The organism is Roseomonas sp. USHLN139 (genome assembly GCF_037145735.1).
In the GTDB taxonomy this organism is placed as follows: domain Bacteria; phylum Pseudomonadota; class Alphaproteobacteria; order Acetobacterales; family Acetobacteraceae; genus Pseudoroseomonas.
Genome location: NZ_JBBCWY010000006.1, coordinates 164,141 through 180,428 on the forward strand (window position 1 = coordinate 164,141; position 16,288 = coordinate 180,428).

Genomic DNA, 16,288 nt, shown 5'->3' on the forward strand with positions numbered 1-16,288 from the left:
GTCATCCGCCGCGCCGGCTTTCCGCTTGATCATCTTCATCCCTGCACACCAGCATGCCGCCCTTCACAAGGAATGGACGCGTGGCGGATACCATCCTGATCACCGGTGGCGCAGGCTTCATCGGATGCCATCTGGCCAGGGCGCTGCTGGAGCGCGGCCATCGGATACGCGTGCTCGACGCGCTGATCGAGCAGGTGCATGGCGACACGCCGCGCCCGCCGCTGCTGCCGGCCGAGGTCGAGCTGATCCGCGGCGATGTGCGCGACGAGGCGGCGGTCGCGCGCGCGCTGCGCGGCGTCGACAAGGTCGTCCATTTGGCCGCCGAGGTCGGCGTCGGCCAGAGCATGTATGCGGTCGAGCGCTATACCTCGGTCAACGAGCTGGGCACCGCGGTGCTGTTCCAGCAGCTGATCGCGCAGCCGGTGCAGCGCGTCGTCGTCGCCTCCTCGATGAGCATCTATGGCGAGGGGCTCTACCGCGACGCCGACAACCTGCTGCACGAGGATGTCACGCGCGGCCCGCGCCGCCCTGGCCAGGGCTGGGATCCGCTCGACGCGCAGGGCCGCCCGCTGCGCCCGGTGCCGACGCCGGAAAGCAAGCGCCCTGCCCTCGCCTCGGTCTATGCCATCGGCAAGTTCGCGCAGGAGCGCATGACCCTGACGCTGGCGCCGGCCTATGGCATGGAGGGCGTCGCGCTGCGGCTGTGGAATGCCTACGGTCCCGGTCAGGCGCTGTCCAACCCCTATACCGGCGTGTTGGCGATTTTCGCCGCGCGGCTGCTGCACGGCCAGAGCCCGATGATCTTCGAGGATGGCGCGCAGCGCCGCGACTTCGTGCATGTGCGCGACGTCGCCCGCGCCTTTGTGCTCGCCCTGGAGACGCCGCAGGCGGCCGGCCAGGTCTACAACATCGGCAGCGGGCTCAACCGCAGCGTGGCCGAGGTGGCGCTGGCGCTGGCCGCCGCCATGGGCCGGCCGGAGATCGCCCCCGAGATCACCGGCAAGGCGCGCAGCGGCGACATCCGCCACAACATCCCCGATATCGGCAAGGCCCAGGCCGAGCTCGGCTATGCCGCCAGCGGCGACTTCGCCGCCGACCTCGCCGAGCTCGCCGGCTGGGTCGCCGCGCAGCAGGCGGAGGACCGCGTGCAGCAGGCGCGGCACGAGCTCGAAGCGCGGGGGCTGGTGGCATGACCGCGCCGATCCTGGTCACCGGCGGCGCCGGCTTCATCGGCAGCAACCTGGCCGACCGGCTGGCCGGGCTCGGCCACGACGTCATGGTCTATGATTCGCTGGCGCGGCCGGGGGTCGAGCGCAATCTCCGCTGGCTGCAGCAGCGCCATCCGCAGCGCATCACGGCGCTGGTCGCCGATTTGCGCGACGAGGCGGCGCTGCGCCGCGCCGCGCAGCAGGCCTCGGCGGTCTTCCACCTGGCGGCGCAGGTCGCCGTCACCACCAGCCTCACCGCGCCGGTCGAGGATTTCGACGTCAACCTGCGCGGCACCTTCCTGCTGCTGGAGGCGCTGCGCCAGCGCGGCGAGGCGGTGCCGCTGGTCTTCGCCAGCACCAACAAGGTCTATGGCGGGCTCGGCGAGATCGCCCTGGCGCGCGGCCCCGAGGGCTATCACCCGGCCGATCCGCAGCTGCATGCGCATGGCATCGGCGAGCAGCAGCCGCTCGACTTCCACACGCCCTATGGCTGCTCCAAGGGCGCGGCCGACCAGTATGTGCTCGACTACGGCCGCAGCTTCGGCCTGCCGGTCACCGTGCTGCGCATGAGCTGCATCTACGGCCAGCGGCAGATGGGCACCGAGGACCAGGGCTGGGTCGCGCATTTCCTGCTGCGCGCCCTGGCCGGCGAGCCGATCACGGTGTTCGGCGACGGCTTCCAGGTGCGCGACCTGCTGCATGTCGATGATGCCGTCGACGCCTATCTCGCCGCCTGGCGGCAGGCGCCGCAGCTCGGCGGCCGCGCGCTGAACCTCGGCGGCGGCCCGGCCAATGCGGTCAGCCTGCGCCAGGTGATCGACGCCATCGAGACGCTGACCGGGCGCAGCGTCACCGTGCAGCGCGCCGAGTGGCGGGCCGGCGACCAGCGCTACTATGTCTCCGACACGCGGGCCGCGCGGCAGCTGCTCGGCCTCGGCGCGCCGCTGCCCTGGCGCGAGGGGCTGGCGCGGCTGGCGGCCTGGCTGCAGCAGGCGCCGGCGGCGCCGCGGCACACGGCACCCGCCCTGCCGTGACGGCGCCACGCCAGATCTTCATGACGGCCGATGCCGTCGGCGGCGTCTGGACCTATGCGCTCGACCTGGCGCGCGGCCTGGCGGCGGAGGGCGCGCGGGTCAGCCTGGCGGTCACCGGCCCGGCGCCGGGCGCCGCGCAGCAGGCCGAGGCCGCCGCAGTGCCCGGCCTGCGCCTGCTGCCCACCGGCCTGCCGCTGGATTGGACGGCGGCGACGCCGGAGGCGGTGCTGCAGGCCGGCGCCGCGCTGGCGGCCCTGGCGACGGCCCAGGGGGCCGAGCTGGTGCATCTGAACAGCCCCGCCTATGCCGCCGGCGGCGCCTTCCGCCAGCCGCTGGTGATCGCCTGCCATTCCTGCGTCGCCAGCTGGTGGGCGGCGCAGCACGCGGCGCCGCTGCCGCCCGGGCTGCGCTGGCGCCGCGACCAGGTCGCCGCCGCCTATCGCCTGGCGACGCGGCTGGTGGCGCCGAGCGCCGCCTTCGCCGCGGTGACGGCGCGGCTCTACGGCCTGGCGCGGCCGCCCGCCGTGGTGATGAACGGCCGCAGCCCGCTGCCGCCGGTCGCCCCCTCGATGGCGCTGCCGGAGAGCTTCGTCTTCGCCGCCGGCCGGCTGTGGGACAGCGCCAAGAACCTGGCCGCGCTCGACGCCGCCGCGGCCCGGCTGGAATGGCCGGTGCTGGCCGCCGGGCCGGTGGCGGCGCCCGAGGGCGGCGCGATCGAATTGCCGCATCTGCGGCTGCTCGGCCGGCTGGATGCGGCGGGCATGGCGGAAGGCCATGCGCGCGCTGCCCTCTTCGTCTCCACCGCGCGCTACGAGCCCTTCGGCCTCGCCGTGCTGGAGGCGGCGCAGGCCGGCACGCCGCTGCTGCTGGCCGAGCTTCCCGGCTTCCGCGAGATCTGGGGCGAGGCCGCCTGCTACCTGCCCGATGCGCGGCCGACCGGCCTGGCCGTCGCCATCGACCGGCTGATGCGCGACCCGGCGCGGCGGCGCGAGCTCGGCGCGGCCGCCGCGGCGCGTGCGGCGCGCTACACCGTGCAGGCCATGCAGCAGGGGATGGCCGCGCTCTACCGCGAGGCGATGCAGGAGACGCTGGTGTGAGGATCGCCTATTTCACCCATTCGCTGCGCTCCTGCTGGAACCACGGCAATGCGCATTTCCTGCGTGGCGTGCTGCGCGAGCTAGTCGCCGCCGGCCATGCGGTGCGCGCGCTGGAGCCAGAGCGCAGCTGGAGCCTGGACAATCTGCTGGCCGATCACGGAGCGACCGGGCTCGCCCCCTTCGCCGCCGCCTATCCGGAGCTGCGGCCCGAGACCTATGCGCCGGCCGCCGATCCCGCCGCGCTGGTGGATGACGCCGAGGTCGTCATCGTCCACGAATGGAACGACCCCGTGCTGGTCGCGGCGCTCGGCGCGCTGCGGCGCGGCGGCGGGCGCTTCCGCCTGCTGTTCCACGACACGCATCACCGCGCCGTCAGCGACCCGCAGGCGATCCGCGCCTTCGACCTCTCGGCCTATGACGGCGTGCTCGCCTTCGGCGCCGCGCTGACCGAGGTCTATCGCCACTGGGGCTGGGGCGACCGCGTCTGGACCTGGCACGAGGCCGCCGATCTGCGGCTGTTCCACCCGCCGGCGACGCCCGGGCCGCGCCAGGGGCTGGTCTGGATCGGCAACTGGGGCGATGGCGAGCGCAGCGCCGAGATCGAGGAATTCCTGCTGCGGCCGGCCGAGGCGCTCGGCCTGCCGCTCGACATCCATGGCGTGCGCTACCCGCCCGAGGCGCTGGCGGCGCTGCGCGCGCATAGCGCGCGCTACCGCGGCTGGCTGGCCAATGCGGCGGCGCCGGCGGTCTTCGCCCGCCATCTGGCGACCGTGCACGTGCCGCGCCGCTTCTATCGCGGCCTGCTGCCCGGCATCCCGACCATCCGCGTCTTCGAGGCGCTGGCCTGCGGCATCCCGCTGGTCTCGGCGCCCTGGGACGACACCGAGGGCCTGTTCACCCCGGGCGAGGATTTCCTCGTCGCCGAGGACGGGCCGGCGATGCAGCGGCAGCTGGCGCGGCTGATGCTGGATGCCGATCTGCGCGGCGACCTGGCCGCGCAGGGACTGCAGACCATCCGCGCGCGGCACAGCTGCGCGCACCGCGCGCAGGAGCTGCTGGCCATCCTGGCACGGCTCGGCCTCGGCAGCCTGGAGCATGCGCCATGAGGATTTTTTTCTATGGGTCGAGCCTGCTGTCTTCCTACTGGAATGGCGCGGCGACCTATTATCGCGGGCTGCTGCGCGAGCTGGCGGCGCTTGGCCACGAGATCACCTTCTACGAGCCCGACGCCTTCGACCGGCAGCAGCACCGCGACATGGAGCCGCCGGACTGGGCGCGCGTCGTCGTCTATGACGCGACCGAGGCAGCGCTGCGCCGCGTGGTGGCGGAAGCGGCGCAGGCCGATGTGGTGGTCAAGGCCAGCGGCGTCGGCGTCTTCGACGATGCGCTGATCACCGGCCTGGTCGCCGCCGCCCGCCCTGAGGCCATCCGCATCTTCTGGGATGTCGACGCGCCGGCGACCCTGGCGGAAATCCAGCCGCAGACAGGGCATCCGCTGCGCCAGGCGCTGCCGGCGCTGGACTATGTGCTGACCTATGGCGGCGGGCCGCCGGTGGTGGCCGCCTATGCGGCGCTCGGCGCGCGGCGCTGCCAGCCGGTCTACAACGCGCTCGATCCCAGCACGCATCATCCGGTGCCGCCCGATCCGCGCTTCGCCGCCGATCTCGGCTTCCTCGGCAACCGCCTGCCCGACCGCGAGGCGCGGGTCGAGGAATTCTTCTTGCGCCCCGCCGCCGCGCTGCCGCTGCAACGCTTCCTGCTCGGCGGCAGCGGCTGGGAGCAGAAGTCGCGCCCGGCCAATGTCGGGCTTCTCGGCCATGTCTATACCCGTGACCACAATGCCTTCAACGTGACGCCGCGCGCCGTGCTGAACATCGCCCGCGACAGCATGGCGGCCACCGGCTATTCGCCTGCCACCCGCGTCTTCGAGGCCTGCGGCGCCGGCGCCTGCCTGATCACCGATGCCTGGACCGGGCTGGAGCAGTTCCTGGCCGAAGGAGACGAGGTGCTGGTGGCGCGCGACGGCCGCGACGTCGCCGAGCACCTGGCCGCGCTGACGCCGGAACGCGCCCGCGCCATCGGCGAGGCGGCCCGCCAGCGCGTGCTGCGCGACCACACCTATGCGCTGCGCGCCGTGGAGGTCGACCGCCTGCTGCGCGCGCACCGTGCCATGGCGCCGGCGATGGATGCCGTGCGGTGAGCGCGCCGCTCGACATCGTCGTGCTGGGGCTGAGCCTCGCCTCCTCCTGGGGCAATGGCCATGCCACCACCTACCGCGCCCTGCTGCGCGCCTTCGCCGCGCGCGGTCATCGCATCCTGTTCCTCGAGCGCGACATGCCCTGGTATCGCGGCGAGCGCCGCGACCTGGCCGAGCCGGATTTCTGCGAGCTCGCCTTCTACGACGGGCTGGCCGGGCTGGATCGCTGGCGCGGGCGGATCGCCGCGGCCGATGCGGTGATCATCGGCTCCTACGTGCCGCAGGGCGCCGAGCTGGCCCGGCTGCTGCGCGGCTGGACGTCGGGGGTGCTCGCCTTCTACGACATCGACACGCCGGTGACGCTGGCGCGGCTGCAGCGCGGCGATTGCGACTACCTCTCGCCGGCGCTGATCCCCGATTACGATCTCTACCTCTCCTTCACCGGCGGCCCGACGCTGCGCCAGCTGGAGGAGGCCTATGGCGCGCCGCGCGCCCGGCCGCTCTACTGCTCGGTCGATGCCGAGGCCTATGCGCCGGTCGCGACGCCGCGCCGCTGGGACCTCAGCTATCTCGGCACCTACAGCGACGACCGCCAGCCGGGGCTGGAGCGGCTGCTGCTGCAGACGGCGCGCCAGGCGCCGCAGCTGCGCTTCGCCGTCGCCGGCGCGCAGTACCCGGCGGAGATCGCCTGGCCGGCCAATGTCGAGCGGCTCGAGCATGTGCCGCCCGCCGCGCATCCCGAATTCTATTCGGCCAGCCGCTACACGCTGAACCTCACCCGCGCCGACATGATCGCCGCCGGCTTCAGCCCCAGCGTGCGGCTGTTCGAGGCGGCGGCCTGCGGCACCCCGCTGCTCTCCGATGTCTGGTCGGGCATCGAGACCATCCTGTCGCCGCCGGAAGAGATCCGGCTGGTGCGCAGCACGGCCGAGGTGCTGCAGGCGCTGGCGCAGCCCGAGGCGGAGCGGCAGCGCCAGGCCGACGCAGCGCGCCGCCGCGTGCTGGCCGGCCACACCGCCCGGCACCGTGCCGCCGAGCTCGAGGCGGCGCTGCGCGACTGTCCCGCATCGGCCCCTCCGCTGCAGCCGGCCGAAGGCGCGCCCGGCGGCTGAGCCGGGCATCGGCCGCCGTCACCGCCCCTTCGAAGGAGACAGGCGCATGAACCGACTGCTCGGCCGCCGCGGTCTTGGCGCGGGGCTCACCGCCGGCGCGGCCACCGCCCTGGCCTGCGGCTGCGGCCAGGCCCTGGCGCAGCACCAGCCGCCGCCGCCCGCCGCCGACCGCCTGCTCGACGCCGGCGCCGCGCTGCTGCAGGGCAAGGCGCCGCTCAACGCCATGAACCTCTATCTCGACGGCTTCCATTTCTACGCCGACGACATGGGCCGCGCGGTGGAGGCGCACCACTACTGTACCCACCTGACCGAGGATCTGCACCAGTGCACCATCTTCGACGCCAATCACGCCGGGGCGCGGCTGATCGGCCTCGAATACATCATTTCCGAGAAGCTCTTCCTGCAGCTGCCGGAGGATGAGAAGCCGCTCTGGCACAGCCATCATCACGAGACCACCTCCGGCCTGCTGGTCATGCCCGGCATTCCCGAGGCGGTGGAGACGCTGGCGATGCGCCGCCTGGCCACGACCTATGGCAAGACCTGGCACACCTGGCAGGTCGATCGCGGCGACACGCTGCCGCTCGGCATTCCGCAGCTGATGATGGGCTTTACCGCCGACGGCCAGCTCGACCCGGCGCTGGTGGCGGCGCGCGACCGGCGGCTCGGCGTTTCCGTCGCGGAGAGCCGCGCCGCGCGGCGCGACATCCCGGTGCCGCGGCCCGCCGCCGGCGCCAATGCCTGGCAGCAGGGCGAGACGCCGCAGCTCACCCGGCAGACCGTGCCGGTGCGCAACCGGCGCTGACCGGGCGGCCTGCCGCCGCGCGGCCCTGCGGCCGCGCGGCGGGGTCAGGTCAGCGGCTGGCCTGCTCGCCGCTGGCGCGCCGCGCTGCGTAGCGGCGCGTGATGTCGTCGAGATTGTCGGCGCACCATTGCGCCATGCGCTCCTCCTCGGCCAGTGACTGGCGCAGCAGCCCGGGCGCGCGGCTGTCGCCGGCCAGCTCCGCCAGCGTCAGCAGCGACTTGTAGGACGCAATCTCGAAATGCTCGAAGGCATAGTTCGCCAGCGAGTTCTTGATGATCTCGTCCTGCATCGGCGCATGGCCCAGCGCCGCCAGGTTGCCGACCATGCCGGTGATGAAGTCCTTGATCGAGGAATGCGAGGTCTCGTGCTCGCGCAGCAGCTCGTCGAGCCGCGTCCGCTGCTGCTCGCTCTCGGCCAGGTGCTCGCGCAGCCGCGCCTCCAGCTGCGGGTAGTTCTCGAGACGGTCGAGCTGGCGCGAGATCAGCTCGATCGCCTGCGTCTCCAGCGCGCGAGCGTTGACCAGGCCGGTGACATAGGTGTCGCGATAGCTTTCCTGCATGATGGCTCTCCGATGTTGTCGACGGCGACTCAAACGCCGCGGGCGGCGCAGAGCTTCGCCGCATTCGACATCGGCGGCATTTCCGACAGTCGGCGGCACGGCGCTTAACCTAGGTTGGGGAAAATGCCGCGCGGCGGCACTGATTTGCGCCGATCGGCCTGAATCGACGCCGCCGCCGAAACCCCTGCACGCTGCCCGGGTTGTCGCAGCGGGATGCCTGTCCCATTCGCCTTTTGCAGGCGGAGACAGCAAAGTTTTTAACATGGGTTGGCTTTCATCGCCACCGCCGGCCCGCAGGACAACAGGATCTTCCATGTACTTTCATGACAAGCGCCTGCAATATCCCGTCCGCGTCGAGACGCCCGATCCGCTCTTCGCCCGCCAGCTGCAGCAGGCGATCGGCGGCGTCGAAGGCGAGATCCGCGTCTGCCTGCAGTACTTCTTCCAGGCCTGGGGCGCCCGCGGCCCCGACACCCGCTACCGCGACATGCTGCTGCACACCGCGACCGAGGAGATCGGGCATATCGAGATGCTGGCGACCGCCGTCGCGCTCAACCTCGAGAACGCCCCGCTGACGCTGCAGGAAAGCGCCGCCGAGGCGAGCCCGGTGGTCAATGCGGTGCTCGGCGGCGAACGGCCGCGCCATATCGTCGAGGGCATGCTGCAGCGCCACCTGCTCTCCACCGGCCTGGCGGCGATGCCGACCAATGCCGATGGCGTGCCCTTCGACTGCTCGCATGTCTATGCCAGCGGCAACCTGGCCGCCGACATGTATGCCAATGTCACCGCCGAGGCGACCGGCCGCACGCTGGCGGTGCGGCTCTACAACGCCGCCAAGGATCCCGGCATGCGCGACATGCTGAGCTTCCTGATCGCCCGCGACACCATGCACCAGCAGCAGTGGCTGGCGGCGATCGAGGAGATGGGCGGTGCCGCCGCGCTGCCGATCCCGAACAGCTTCGACCAGGGGCTGGAGCGGCAGGAATTCAGCTACGTCTACATGGCCACCGGCACCGAGGGCGTGCCGCCGCCCGAGGGCCGCTTCACCGCCGGCCCCTCGATGGATGGCCGCGGCCAGTTCAGCGCCATGCAGGCCACGCCGATGGGCGAGGCGCCGGTGCTCGGCCCCGCCCGCCCCGGCTCCGGCGCGCAGAACGAGCAGATCAAGCCGCGCTGACCCGCGGCTTCCCCCACCCACCGCGCGACAAGGATACCGACATGCCCAGCATCAAATCCCTCGACGACCTGTTCCTGCACACGCTGAAGGACGTCTACTACGCCGAGCGGCAGATCCTGAAGGCGCTGCCGAAGATGGCGCGCGCCGCGCAGGACCCGGCGCTGCGCGACAGCTTCCAGCTGCACCGCGAGCAGACGCAGCAGCAGATCGAGCGGCTGCAGCAGGTGTTCGAGGAACTCGGCAAGCGCGCCCAGGGCGTCACCTGCGAGGCGATCAACGGGCTGATCGAGGAATGCGACGAGCTGCTCGAGATGGCGCCGGAGCCGTCGCCGGTGCGCGATGCCGGGCTGGTCGCCTCGGCCCAGGCCGTCGAGCATTACGAGATCGCCCGCTATGGCACGCTGATCGCCTGGGCGCGCGGCAGCGGCCAGAAGCAGATCGTCCGGCTGCTCGAGGAGACGCTGGCCGAGGAGAAGAAGACCGACGCGCTGCTCAGCGAGATGGCCGAGCGCTCCACCAACCAGGAGGCCCGGGGCGCCGCCTGAACGGCGGCTTCCGGCCCCTTGCGACAGGAGAGTCCGCATGACGGCGAACCAGCCGTTGCCACCCGCCGCCCCCTCCACCCCGTCGCCCCCGGCGATGGGGGTCGACGAGGCGCGGCGCAGGCTGCATGACGATACCGCCGCGCTGAAGCGCGAGGCCGGCGAGGCCGCGCGCGAGACCGGCGAGGCGCTGCGCGAGCAGGGCCGCGCCACGGCGGAGACGCTGCAGGATGGCGCGCAGCGCGTCGCCGAGGCGGCGCAGCGCGGCGCGGCCGATCTGGCCGAGCAGGGCCGCGCCGCCGGCGCCGCCCGTGTCGAGGGGCTGGCCGGCGCCGTGCAGAACATCGCCGACGACCTCCAGGAGCGCGCGCCGGAACTGGCCGGCTATCTGCGCCAGGCGGCCGATTCCGTCGGCGGCATGGCCGGAAGCCTGCGCGAGCGCAGCCTGGGCGAGCTGCTCGAGGATGCGCGCAGCCTGGCGCGGCGGCAGCCCGCCGCGGTGTTCGGGGCGGCCGCGCTGGCCGGCTTCGCGCTGGTCCGCTTCGCCCGCAGCAGCAGCCCCGCCACGGCCTCGGCCGGCGCGGCGGGCGGCGGCAGTTCTGCCTTGCCAGCCGGTGCCACCGCGGCGCCGGGCTGGTCCGCGCCCGTGCCGGAAGCCCCGGCGCGGCCGCTGACCCTGCCCGCCGCCAGCCTGGGCGGCGCCGCGGCGCATCGCCCCGGCAGCGCTGGCCCCGGCAGCATGCCGGTCGTGCCGCAGGGAGGCTCCGATGCCGTCTGACAATGCCCGCGGCCTGCCCGACCTGGTGGGCAACCTGCTCGAGCAGACAACGACTCTGCTGCGCCAGGAGATCCAGCTGGCGCGCGCCGAGTTCAGCGAGAAGATGGCCCGCGTCGTGCAGGCCGCCGTCGCCATCGGCCTGGCGGCGGCGATGCTGCTGGCGGCGGTGGTGATCCTGCTGCAGGCGGTGGTGGCCGCGCTGGTCGACCATGGCGGTCTGCAGCCCTGGCTGGCCGGTGTCATCGTCGGCCTGGTGGTGGCGCTGGTCGCCTGGCTGATGCTGCGCAGCGGCCAGGCGCGGCTGCGCGCCGCCAGCCTGGTGCCGGAGCGCACCGCCACCCAGCTGTCCCGCGACGCCAGCCTGGCCAAGGAGGCCGTGCGATGAGCCAGACCACCGATCCCGCCGGCCGCTCCGCCGCCGAGCTGGAAAGCGAGGTGGAGCGCAGCCGCGAACGGCTCGGCGCCACCATCGAGACGCTGCGCGGCAGCCTCTCGCCCGGCCAGCTGGTCGACCAGGCGATGGATTATGCGCGCGGCTCCGGCGGCGCCGATTTCGTGCGCAACCTCGGCGGCCAGCTGCGCGACAACCCGCTGCCGGTGATGCTGATCGGCGCCGGCATCGGCTGGCTGCTGCTGGCCGACCGCAAGGAGGCCGCGGCGCCGGTCCGCCTGGCGCCGGCGCATCCGCCGCTGCTGCCGCCGCCCGCCCCCAGCCGGCCCCTTCATGGCACGGCGCCGGAAGGCCCGGGTCTGGTCGGACGGCTGGGCGAGGGCGCCGCCGGCCTGCGTGACCAGGCGAGCGGGGCCGCGGCCGGCCTGCGCGACCAGGCGGCCGATGCCGCCGACGGGCTGCGCCAGGCCGGGCGCAGCGCGATGGAGAGCGTCAGCGACGGCCTCGACGCCGGCCGCGAGGCGCTGCAGGCCGGTGTCGGCCGGCTGCGCGAGCAGGCCGGCGCGGCACAGCAGACGGCCGGCCAGGGCCTGGCCCAGGGTCAGGCCGCGCTCGGCGCCGCCGGCGACCGGCTGCGGCAGGACTGGGCGGCGCTCGGCGATGCCCGGCCGCTGCTGCTAGGGGTGCTCGGCCTGGCCGCCGGCGCCGCGCTCGGCGCGCTGCTGCCGCGCAGCGAGGCGGAGGACAAGCTGATGGGCGAGGCCAGCGATGCCGCCGCCCGCAGCCTGCGCGAGGCGGTGGCGGAGGGCGCCGCCCAGGCCGGCGAGGTCCTCGGCGAGGAGGCCGAGCGCCTGCAGGAGGCCGCCGCCGAGACCTATGGCGCGGCGCGCGACAAGCTGCAGCGCGACGGCCTCTCGGCACAGACCCTGGGCGAGACGGTGCAGACGGTGGCCGAACGCGCCGCGGCGGCCGGTGGCGCCGCGGGCAGCCGCCTGGCCGAGGCGGCCGACCATGGCATCGACCGGGTGGCCGAGGCCGGCAAGGCGGCGGTCGCCGACGGCGAGGCGCCGCGGGACGCGGCCAAGACGGGAAGCCCGGACGATCCCGCCCGCCCGGGGGCGCGTCCGGCCGGGCTGCCCTAGTCGCCGCGCTGACGGCGGATCGCCGGGCCCGGCCCGGCGGTCCGCCCGTCGATCATTGGCGTCAGCCGCGGCTTTCCGGATAAGGTGCGGCATGGCCAATGACTTCGTGACACCGCCCGGCTGGCCTGCTGGCGCAGTGGCGCCGGCCGAGCAGGTGCGGCGCTTCGACTGGGCTTCGACCGCCCTTGGCCCCTGCCCTGCCTGGCCGGAGGCGCTGCAGGCGGTGGTGGAGCTGATCCTGGGGGCGCCGCTGGGCATGGCGCTGCTCTGGGGACCCCGGCAGCTGCAGATCCACAACCCTGCCTTCGCCGCCCTGGCCGGCTCCCCGTTGCCGGCCGGGCTGGGCCAGGCGGGCCTGGCGGGCTGGCCGGCGCTGGACCGTTTCACCGTGCCGGCCCGCGCGGCGGCACTGCGGGGCGAGGCGCAGACCTTCCTGGCCGAGCCGCTGCCGCGCGGCGCCGGCGCCGGGCCGGCCTGGTTCGACCTGACCGTCTCGCCGGTGCGCGGCGCGGCCCCGGCGCCGGGGGTGGCGCCCCCGGTGGCGGGCGTGCTGGTCACCCTCGTCGAGGTCACCCGGCGCGTGCAGGACGAGCAGCGGCTGCGCGACAGCGAGGCGCGCTTCCGCGCCTTCGCCGCCGCCTCGCCGGATGTCAGCTACCGCATGAGCCCGGACTGGCGGGAGATGCGCGAGTTGGAGGGCGGCCGCTTCCTCGCCGGCACGCCGCGGCCGAGCACCACCTGGCTCGACCGCTACATCCTGGCCGAGGACCAGCCGGCGGTCCGGCAGCGCATCCGCGAGGCGGTGCAGGGCCGCTGCCCCTTCGACATGGAGCATCGCGTGCGCCGGCCGGATGGCAGCCTGGCCTGGACGCATTCGCGCGCGGTCCCGATCCTCGACGCGGCCGGCGAGATCCTCGAATGGATCGGCATGGCGCGCGACATCACCGCCCGCCGCCAGGCGGAGGAGGCGCTGCGCGGCCTGCAGGCGCGCCAGGCGCTGCTGCTGCGCCTGGGCGACGCGCTGCAGCCGGAGGCCGATCCGCAGCAGCTGATGGCGCTGGCCGGCGAGCAGCTCGGCCGGCATCTGGGCGTCGACCGCTGCGGCCTGGCCGAGGTCACGGCGGAGGGCACCCGGTTGCGGATCGGCCGCGACTGGAGCAACGGCGTCCTGCCCGGCGCCGCCGGCTGCCACCCGGTCGAGGCCTTCGGCGCCGCGCTGCGAGGCCATGCCGAGGCCGGGCAGGTGCTGGCGATCGCCGCGGCGCCGCAGCCGATGCCGGGCGGCTGGCGCGCAGGCCTGGCGGTGCCGGTGCTGCAGGCGGGCCGCTGGGTGGCGCTGCTCTATGCGCAGCAGGCGGCGCCGCGCGCCTGGAGCGCCGAGGAGACGCTGCTGCTGCAGGAGATCGCCGAGCGCAGCTGGGCCGCGGTCGAGCATGCCCGCGCCGCCGCGGCTGCGCGGCGCAACGAGGAACAGCTCGCCGCCATCTTCAAGGTGCTGCCGATCGGCGTCGGCATCGTCGACCGCGCCGGCCGGCTGGTGCTGTCCAATCCCGAGATGCGGCGCTTCATGCCGAGCGGGCGGATGCCGTCGACCGATCCCGAGCGCCTGTGGCGCTGGCGCGGCCAGGGCGCCGATGGCGCGCCGCTGGCCGCGCGCGACTTCCCCGGCGCCCGCGCGCTGCGCGGCGAGACCGTCGTGCCCGGCATCGAGATGCTCTACACCCAGGAGGACGGGCGCGAGGTCTGGACCCAGTTCTCCGCCGTGCCGATCCGCGACGCCGAGGGCCGGGTCACCGGCCAGGTCCCGGTGGTCGCCGATATCGACGCGCTGAAGCGCAGCGGCGCGGCGCTGCAGCAGAGCGAGGAGCGCTTCCGCCAGTTCGCCGCCTCCTCCTCCGACGCGCTGTGGATCCGCGACGCCGCCAGCTACGCCTTCGAATATGCCAGCCCGGCGATCGAGGCGGTCTATGGCGTCACGCCCGAGGCGGTCTATGGCGACCCCATGCTGCTGCACGCGCTGATCGTGCCGGAGGAGCGCGAGGCCGCCGCGCGCCGCGTCGCCCAGGTGGCGCAGGGCGAGACCGTGGTGCAGGAATACCGCATCTTCCGCGCCCGCGACCGCTCCTTCCGCTGGATCCGCAGCACCGGCTTCCCGCTGCGCGACGATGGCGGCGTGGTGCGGCGGATCGCCGCCATCGCCCGCGACGTCACCGAGGCGCGGCTGCTGGCCGAGCACCAGGCGGTGCTGCTGGCCGAGCTGCAGCACCGGGTGCGCAACATCATGGCGGTGATCCGCTCGGTCGCCAGCCGCACCGCGCGCAGCGCCGGCAGCGTCGAGGAATATCGCGACCTGATGTCCGGCCGGCTGCTGACGCTGGCGCGGGTGCAGGCGCTGCTGACCCGCTCCGCCAACATGGGCGCCAGCATCCATGCGGTGATCCGCGACGAGCTGGTCGCCGCCGCCGGCGAGGAGCGGCAGTTCGACATCGCCGGGCCGGAGCTGCTGCTCTCCGCCAAGGCGGCCGAGGTGCTGACGCTGGCGGTGCACGAACTGGCCACCAACGCGCTGAAGCACGGCGCCTTCGCGGTGCCGGAGGGGCGCCTCGCGGTGCGTTGGCAGGTGGCGCGGCGGGAGGCGGGCGACTGGCTGCGGCTCGACTGGCAGGAGAGCGGCGTCACGCTGCCGCCCGCCGGCCTGCCGCGCCGCCGCGGCTTCGGCAGCGAGCTGATCGAGGGGCTGCTGCCCTATGAGCTGCAGGGCCAGGGCAGCCTGGTGCTCGGTCCCGAGGGCGCGCGCTGCCGGCTGGAATTCCCGCTGCAGGGCGGCGCCAGCCTGCTGGAGACCGGCGCGCCGGTCCCGGCCGGAATCTTCGGCGGCAGCCTCGACATGAGCGGCGAGGCCGATCTCCGCGGCCAGCGCGTGCTGGTGCTGGAGGATGACTACTACCTGGCCAGCGACACCGCCCATGCGCTGCGCGGCGCCGGCGCCGAGGTGATCGGGCCCTGGGGCAGCGAGCCAGCAGCGCTGGCGGCGCTGGCGGCGGCGCCGACCGCATCGCCGACCGCGGCGGTGGTCGACATCAACCTGGGCGCCGGGCCGAGCTTCCGCCTGGTAGAGCGCCTGCGGCAGCAGGGCGTGCCGCTGCTGGTGATCACCGGCTATGACGAGGCGGTGATCCCCGAGGGGCTGCAGCACCTGCCGCGGCTGCAGAAGCCGGTGGAGCTGCGCCGCCTCGTCGCCACCCTGGCGCAGGCGCTGGGCCTGCCCGCCAGCGGCTGAGCCGCTGGCCTCAGGCGATGCCGGCGCCGCCGGTGATGCCATAGACCTCGCCGGTGATGAAGCTGCCCTCCTGCGAGGCCAGCAGCACATAGACTGGCGCCAGCTCGACCGGCTGGCCGGGCCGGCCGAAGGCGCTGTGCGCGCCGAACTGTTCCACCTTCTCCGGCGGCTGGCCGCCGCTCGGCTGCAGCACCGTCCAGAACGGGCCGGGCGCCACCGCATTGACCCGGATGCCACGCTCGATCAGCTGCTTCGACAGGCCCTTGGTATAGGCGACGATACCCGCCTTGGTGGTGGCATAGTCGAGCAGGATGGCCGAGGGCTCATAGGCCTGCACCGAGGCGGTGGTGATCACCGCGCCGCCCGGCGGCAGCCGCGGCGCCGCCGCCTGGGCGAGCCAGTGCAGCGCGTAGAGATTGGTCTTCATCGTGCGGTCGAAATCCTCGCTGCTGAGCGCCTCGACCGAGGGGCGGGTCTGCTGCCGCCCGGCATTGACGACCAGCGTGTCGAGGCCGCCGAGCCCGCGCTCCGCCTCCTCCACCAGCCGGCGGCAATAGGCTTCCGAGGTGACGTCGCCGGGCAGCGCCAGCGCCTTGCGGCCGGCCGCCTCGACCAGCGCCACGACCTCGCGCGCATCGGCCTCCTCGCTCTCCAGGTAGCTCAGCGCGACATCGGCGCCCTCGCGGGCAAAGGCGATGGCGACGGCGCGGCCGATGCCGGAATCGGCGCCGGTGATCAGCGCCTTGCGCCCCGCCATCCGGCCATGGCCGCGGTAGCTCTCCTCGCCATGGTCGGGGCGCGGCTCCATCTTGGCGGCGAGGCCGGGGGCCGGCTGCGGCTGGCGGTCGAAGGGCGGGCGCGGATACTGGTAGCGCGGATCCTGCATGGTGGTGCGGTCATCGGACATGCGGGCAACTCCATCGGGGGGGATGCGCCTGGAACGCATCGCCCGCCGAGGTTGTTGCCGAC

15 protein-coding genes are annotated in these 16,288 nt (G+C 74.0%); 13 read left to right on the top strand and 2 right to left on the bottom strand.

The window, feature by feature from the left end:
• The first annotated feature begins 80 nt into the window (after positions 1-80).
• From WFI16_RS17475 to WFI16_RS17505, 7 genes are read left to right on the top strand one after another with little or no spacing between them, the layout of a single operon-like run.
• Positions 81-1,193 carry an NAD-dependent epimerase/dehydratase family protein gene (locus WFI16_RS17475; protein ID WP_419899121.1) on the top strand — a complete coding sequence of 371 codons (1,113 nt, stop codon included), beginning with the start codon at positions 81-83 and terminating at the stop codon, positions 1,191-1,193.
• The gene (locus tag WFI16_RS17480; RefSeq protein ID WP_419899122.1) at positions 1,190-2,242 is read left to right on the top strand and encodes an SDR family NAD(P)-dependent oxidoreductase; all 1,053 of its coding nucleotides are present in this window, start codon (positions 1,190-1,192) and stop codon (positions 2,240-2,242) included. The genes WFI16_RS17475 and WFI16_RS17480 overlap by 4 nt, the downstream gene beginning before the upstream one ends.
• Positions 2,239-3,339 (top strand): glycosyltransferase family 4 protein, encoded by a 1,101-nt coding sequence (locus WFI16_RS17485; RefSeq protein ID WP_419899123.1) that lies wholly within the window; start codon positions 2,239-2,241, stop codon positions 3,337-3,339. The genes WFI16_RS17480 and WFI16_RS17485 overlap by 4 nt, the downstream gene beginning before the upstream one ends.
• On the top strand, positions 3,336-4,445 hold the full coding sequence (locus tag WFI16_RS17490) for a CgeB family protein (RefSeq protein ID WP_419899124.1): 1,110 nt from the start codon (positions 3,336-3,338) through the stop codon (positions 4,443-4,445). Before WFI16_RS17485 ends, WFI16_RS17490 begins: the two co-directional genes overlap by 4 nt.
• The gene (locus WFI16_RS17495; RefSeq protein WP_419899125.1) at positions 4,442-5,539 is read left to right on the top strand and encodes a CgeB family protein; all 1,098 of its coding nucleotides are present in this window, start codon (positions 4,442-4,444) and stop codon (positions 5,537-5,539) included. The genes WFI16_RS17490 and WFI16_RS17495 overlap by 4 nt, the downstream gene beginning before the upstream one ends.
• Positions 5,536-6,648 (top strand): CgeB family protein, encoded by a 1,113-nt coding sequence (locus tag WFI16_RS17500; protein WP_419899126.1) that lies wholly within the window; start codon positions 5,536-5,538, stop codon positions 6,646-6,648. The genes WFI16_RS17495 and WFI16_RS17500 overlap by 4 nt, the downstream gene beginning before the upstream one ends.
• Positions 6,649-6,694: 46 nt before the next feature.
• A complete protein-coding gene (locus WFI16_RS17505) occupies positions 6,695-7,450 on the top strand; it encodes an OBAP family protein (protein ID WP_419899127.1) in 756 nt (251 codons plus the stop codon).
• A 49-nt stretch (positions 7,451-7,499) separates the two neighbouring features.
• Here the strand turns inward: WFI16_RS17505 and WFI16_RS17510 are convergent, their stop codons facing one another.
• A complete protein-coding gene (locus WFI16_RS17510) occupies positions 7,500-8,009 on the bottom strand; it encodes a ferritin-like domain-containing protein (protein WP_419899128.1) in 510 nt (169 codons plus the stop codon).
• Between the two features lie 313 nt (positions 8,010-8,322).
• Between WFI16_RS17510 and WFI16_RS17515 the strand changes: the two genes are divergently transcribed.
• From WFI16_RS17515 to WFI16_RS17540, 6 genes are all read left to right on the top strand, one after another.
• Entirely contained in the window at positions 8,323-9,186 is an 864-nt protein-coding gene (locus WFI16_RS17515; protein ID WP_419899129.1) for a manganese catalase family protein, read from the top strand.
• A gap of 41 nt (positions 9,187-9,227) precedes the next feature.
• The gene (locus WFI16_RS17520) at positions 9,228-9,731 is read left to right on the top strand and encodes a YciE/YciF ferroxidase family protein (RefSeq protein ID WP_419899130.1); all 504 of its coding nucleotides are present in this window, start codon (positions 9,228-9,230) and stop codon (positions 9,729-9,731) included.
• A 37-nt stretch (positions 9,732-9,768) separates the two neighbouring features.
• On the top strand, positions 9,769-10,506 hold the full coding sequence (locus WFI16_RS17525; RefSeq protein WP_419899131.1) for a hypothetical protein: 738 nt from the start codon (positions 9,769-9,771) through the stop codon (positions 10,504-10,506).
• Positions 10,496-10,891, top strand: coding sequence for a phage holin family protein (locus tag WFI16_RS17530; RefSeq protein WP_419899132.1), 396 nt, complete (start codon positions 10,496-10,498; stop codon positions 10,889-10,891). Before WFI16_RS17525 ends, WFI16_RS17530 begins: the two co-directional genes overlap by 11 nt.
• Complete coding sequence (locus WFI16_RS17535) at positions 10,888-12,039, top strand: DUF3618 domain-containing protein (RefSeq protein ID WP_419899133.1); 1,152 nt, start codon at positions 10,888-10,890, stop codon at positions 12,037-12,039. Before WFI16_RS17530 ends, WFI16_RS17535 begins: the two co-directional genes overlap by 4 nt.
• A gap of 91 nt (positions 12,040-12,130) precedes the next feature.
• Positions 12,131-15,319, top strand: a complete 3,189-nt coding sequence (locus WFI16_RS17540) for a PAS domain S-box protein (protein WP_419899134.1) — start codon at positions 12,131-12,133, stop codon at positions 15,317-15,319.
• A gap of 10 nt (positions 15,320-15,329) precedes the next feature.
• Here the strand turns inward: WFI16_RS17540 and WFI16_RS17545 are convergent, their stop codons facing one another.
• Positions 15,330-16,226: an SDR family oxidoreductase gene (locus WFI16_RS17545; protein WP_419899135.1), complete on the bottom strand. Its 897-nt coding sequence runs from the start codon at positions 16,224-16,226 to the stop codon at positions 15,330-15,332.
• Between the last annotated feature and the right edge of the window lie 62 nt (positions 16,227-16,288).

What these genes read in the sequence shown, in the direction of transcription:
- WFI16_RS17480 (WP_419899122.1), top strand. Translation starts at nt 1,190, where the DNA reads ATGACCGCGCCGATCCTGGTCACCGGCGGCGCCGGCTTCATCGGCAGC.
- WFI16_RS17495 (WP_419899125.1), top strand. Translation starts at nt 4,442, where the DNA reads ATGAGGATTTTTTTCTATGGGTCGAGCCTGCTGTCTTCCTACTGGAAT.
- WFI16_RS17505 (WP_419899127.1), top strand. Translation starts at nt 6,695, where the DNA reads ATGAACCGACTGCTCGGCCGCCGCGGTCTTGGCGCGGGGCTCACCGCC.
- WFI16_RS17510 (WP_419899128.1), bottom strand. Translation starts at nt 8,009, where the DNA reads ATGCAGGAAAGCTATCGCGACACCTATGTCACCGGCCTGGTCAACGCT.
- WFI16_RS17515 (WP_419899129.1), top strand. Translation starts at nt 8,323, where the DNA reads ATGTACTTTCATGACAAGCGCCTGCAATATCCCGTCCGCGTCGAGACG.
- WFI16_RS17520 (WP_419899130.1), top strand. Translation starts at nt 9,228, where the DNA reads ATGCCCAGCATCAAATCCCTCGACGACCTGTTCCTGCACACGCTGAAG.
- WFI16_RS17525 (WP_419899131.1), top strand. Translation starts at nt 9,769, where the DNA reads ATGACGGCGAACCAGCCGTTGCCACCCGCCGCCCCCTCCACCCCGTCG.
- WFI16_RS17530 (WP_419899132.1), top strand. Translation starts at nt 10,496, where the DNA reads ATGCCGTCTGACAATGCCCGCGGCCTGCCCGACCTGGTGGGCAACCTG.
- WFI16_RS17535 (WP_419899133.1), top strand. Translation starts at nt 10,888, where the DNA reads ATGAGCCAGACCACCGATCCCGCCGGCCGCTCCGCCGCCGAGCTGGAA.
- WFI16_RS17540 (WP_419899134.1), top strand. Translation starts at nt 12,131, where the DNA reads ATGGCCAATGACTTCGTGACACCGCCCGGCTGGCCTGCTGGCGCAGTG.
- WFI16_RS17545 (WP_419899135.1), bottom strand. Translation starts at nt 16,226, where the DNA reads ATGTCCGATGACCGCACCACCATGCAGGATCCGCGCTACCAGTATCCG.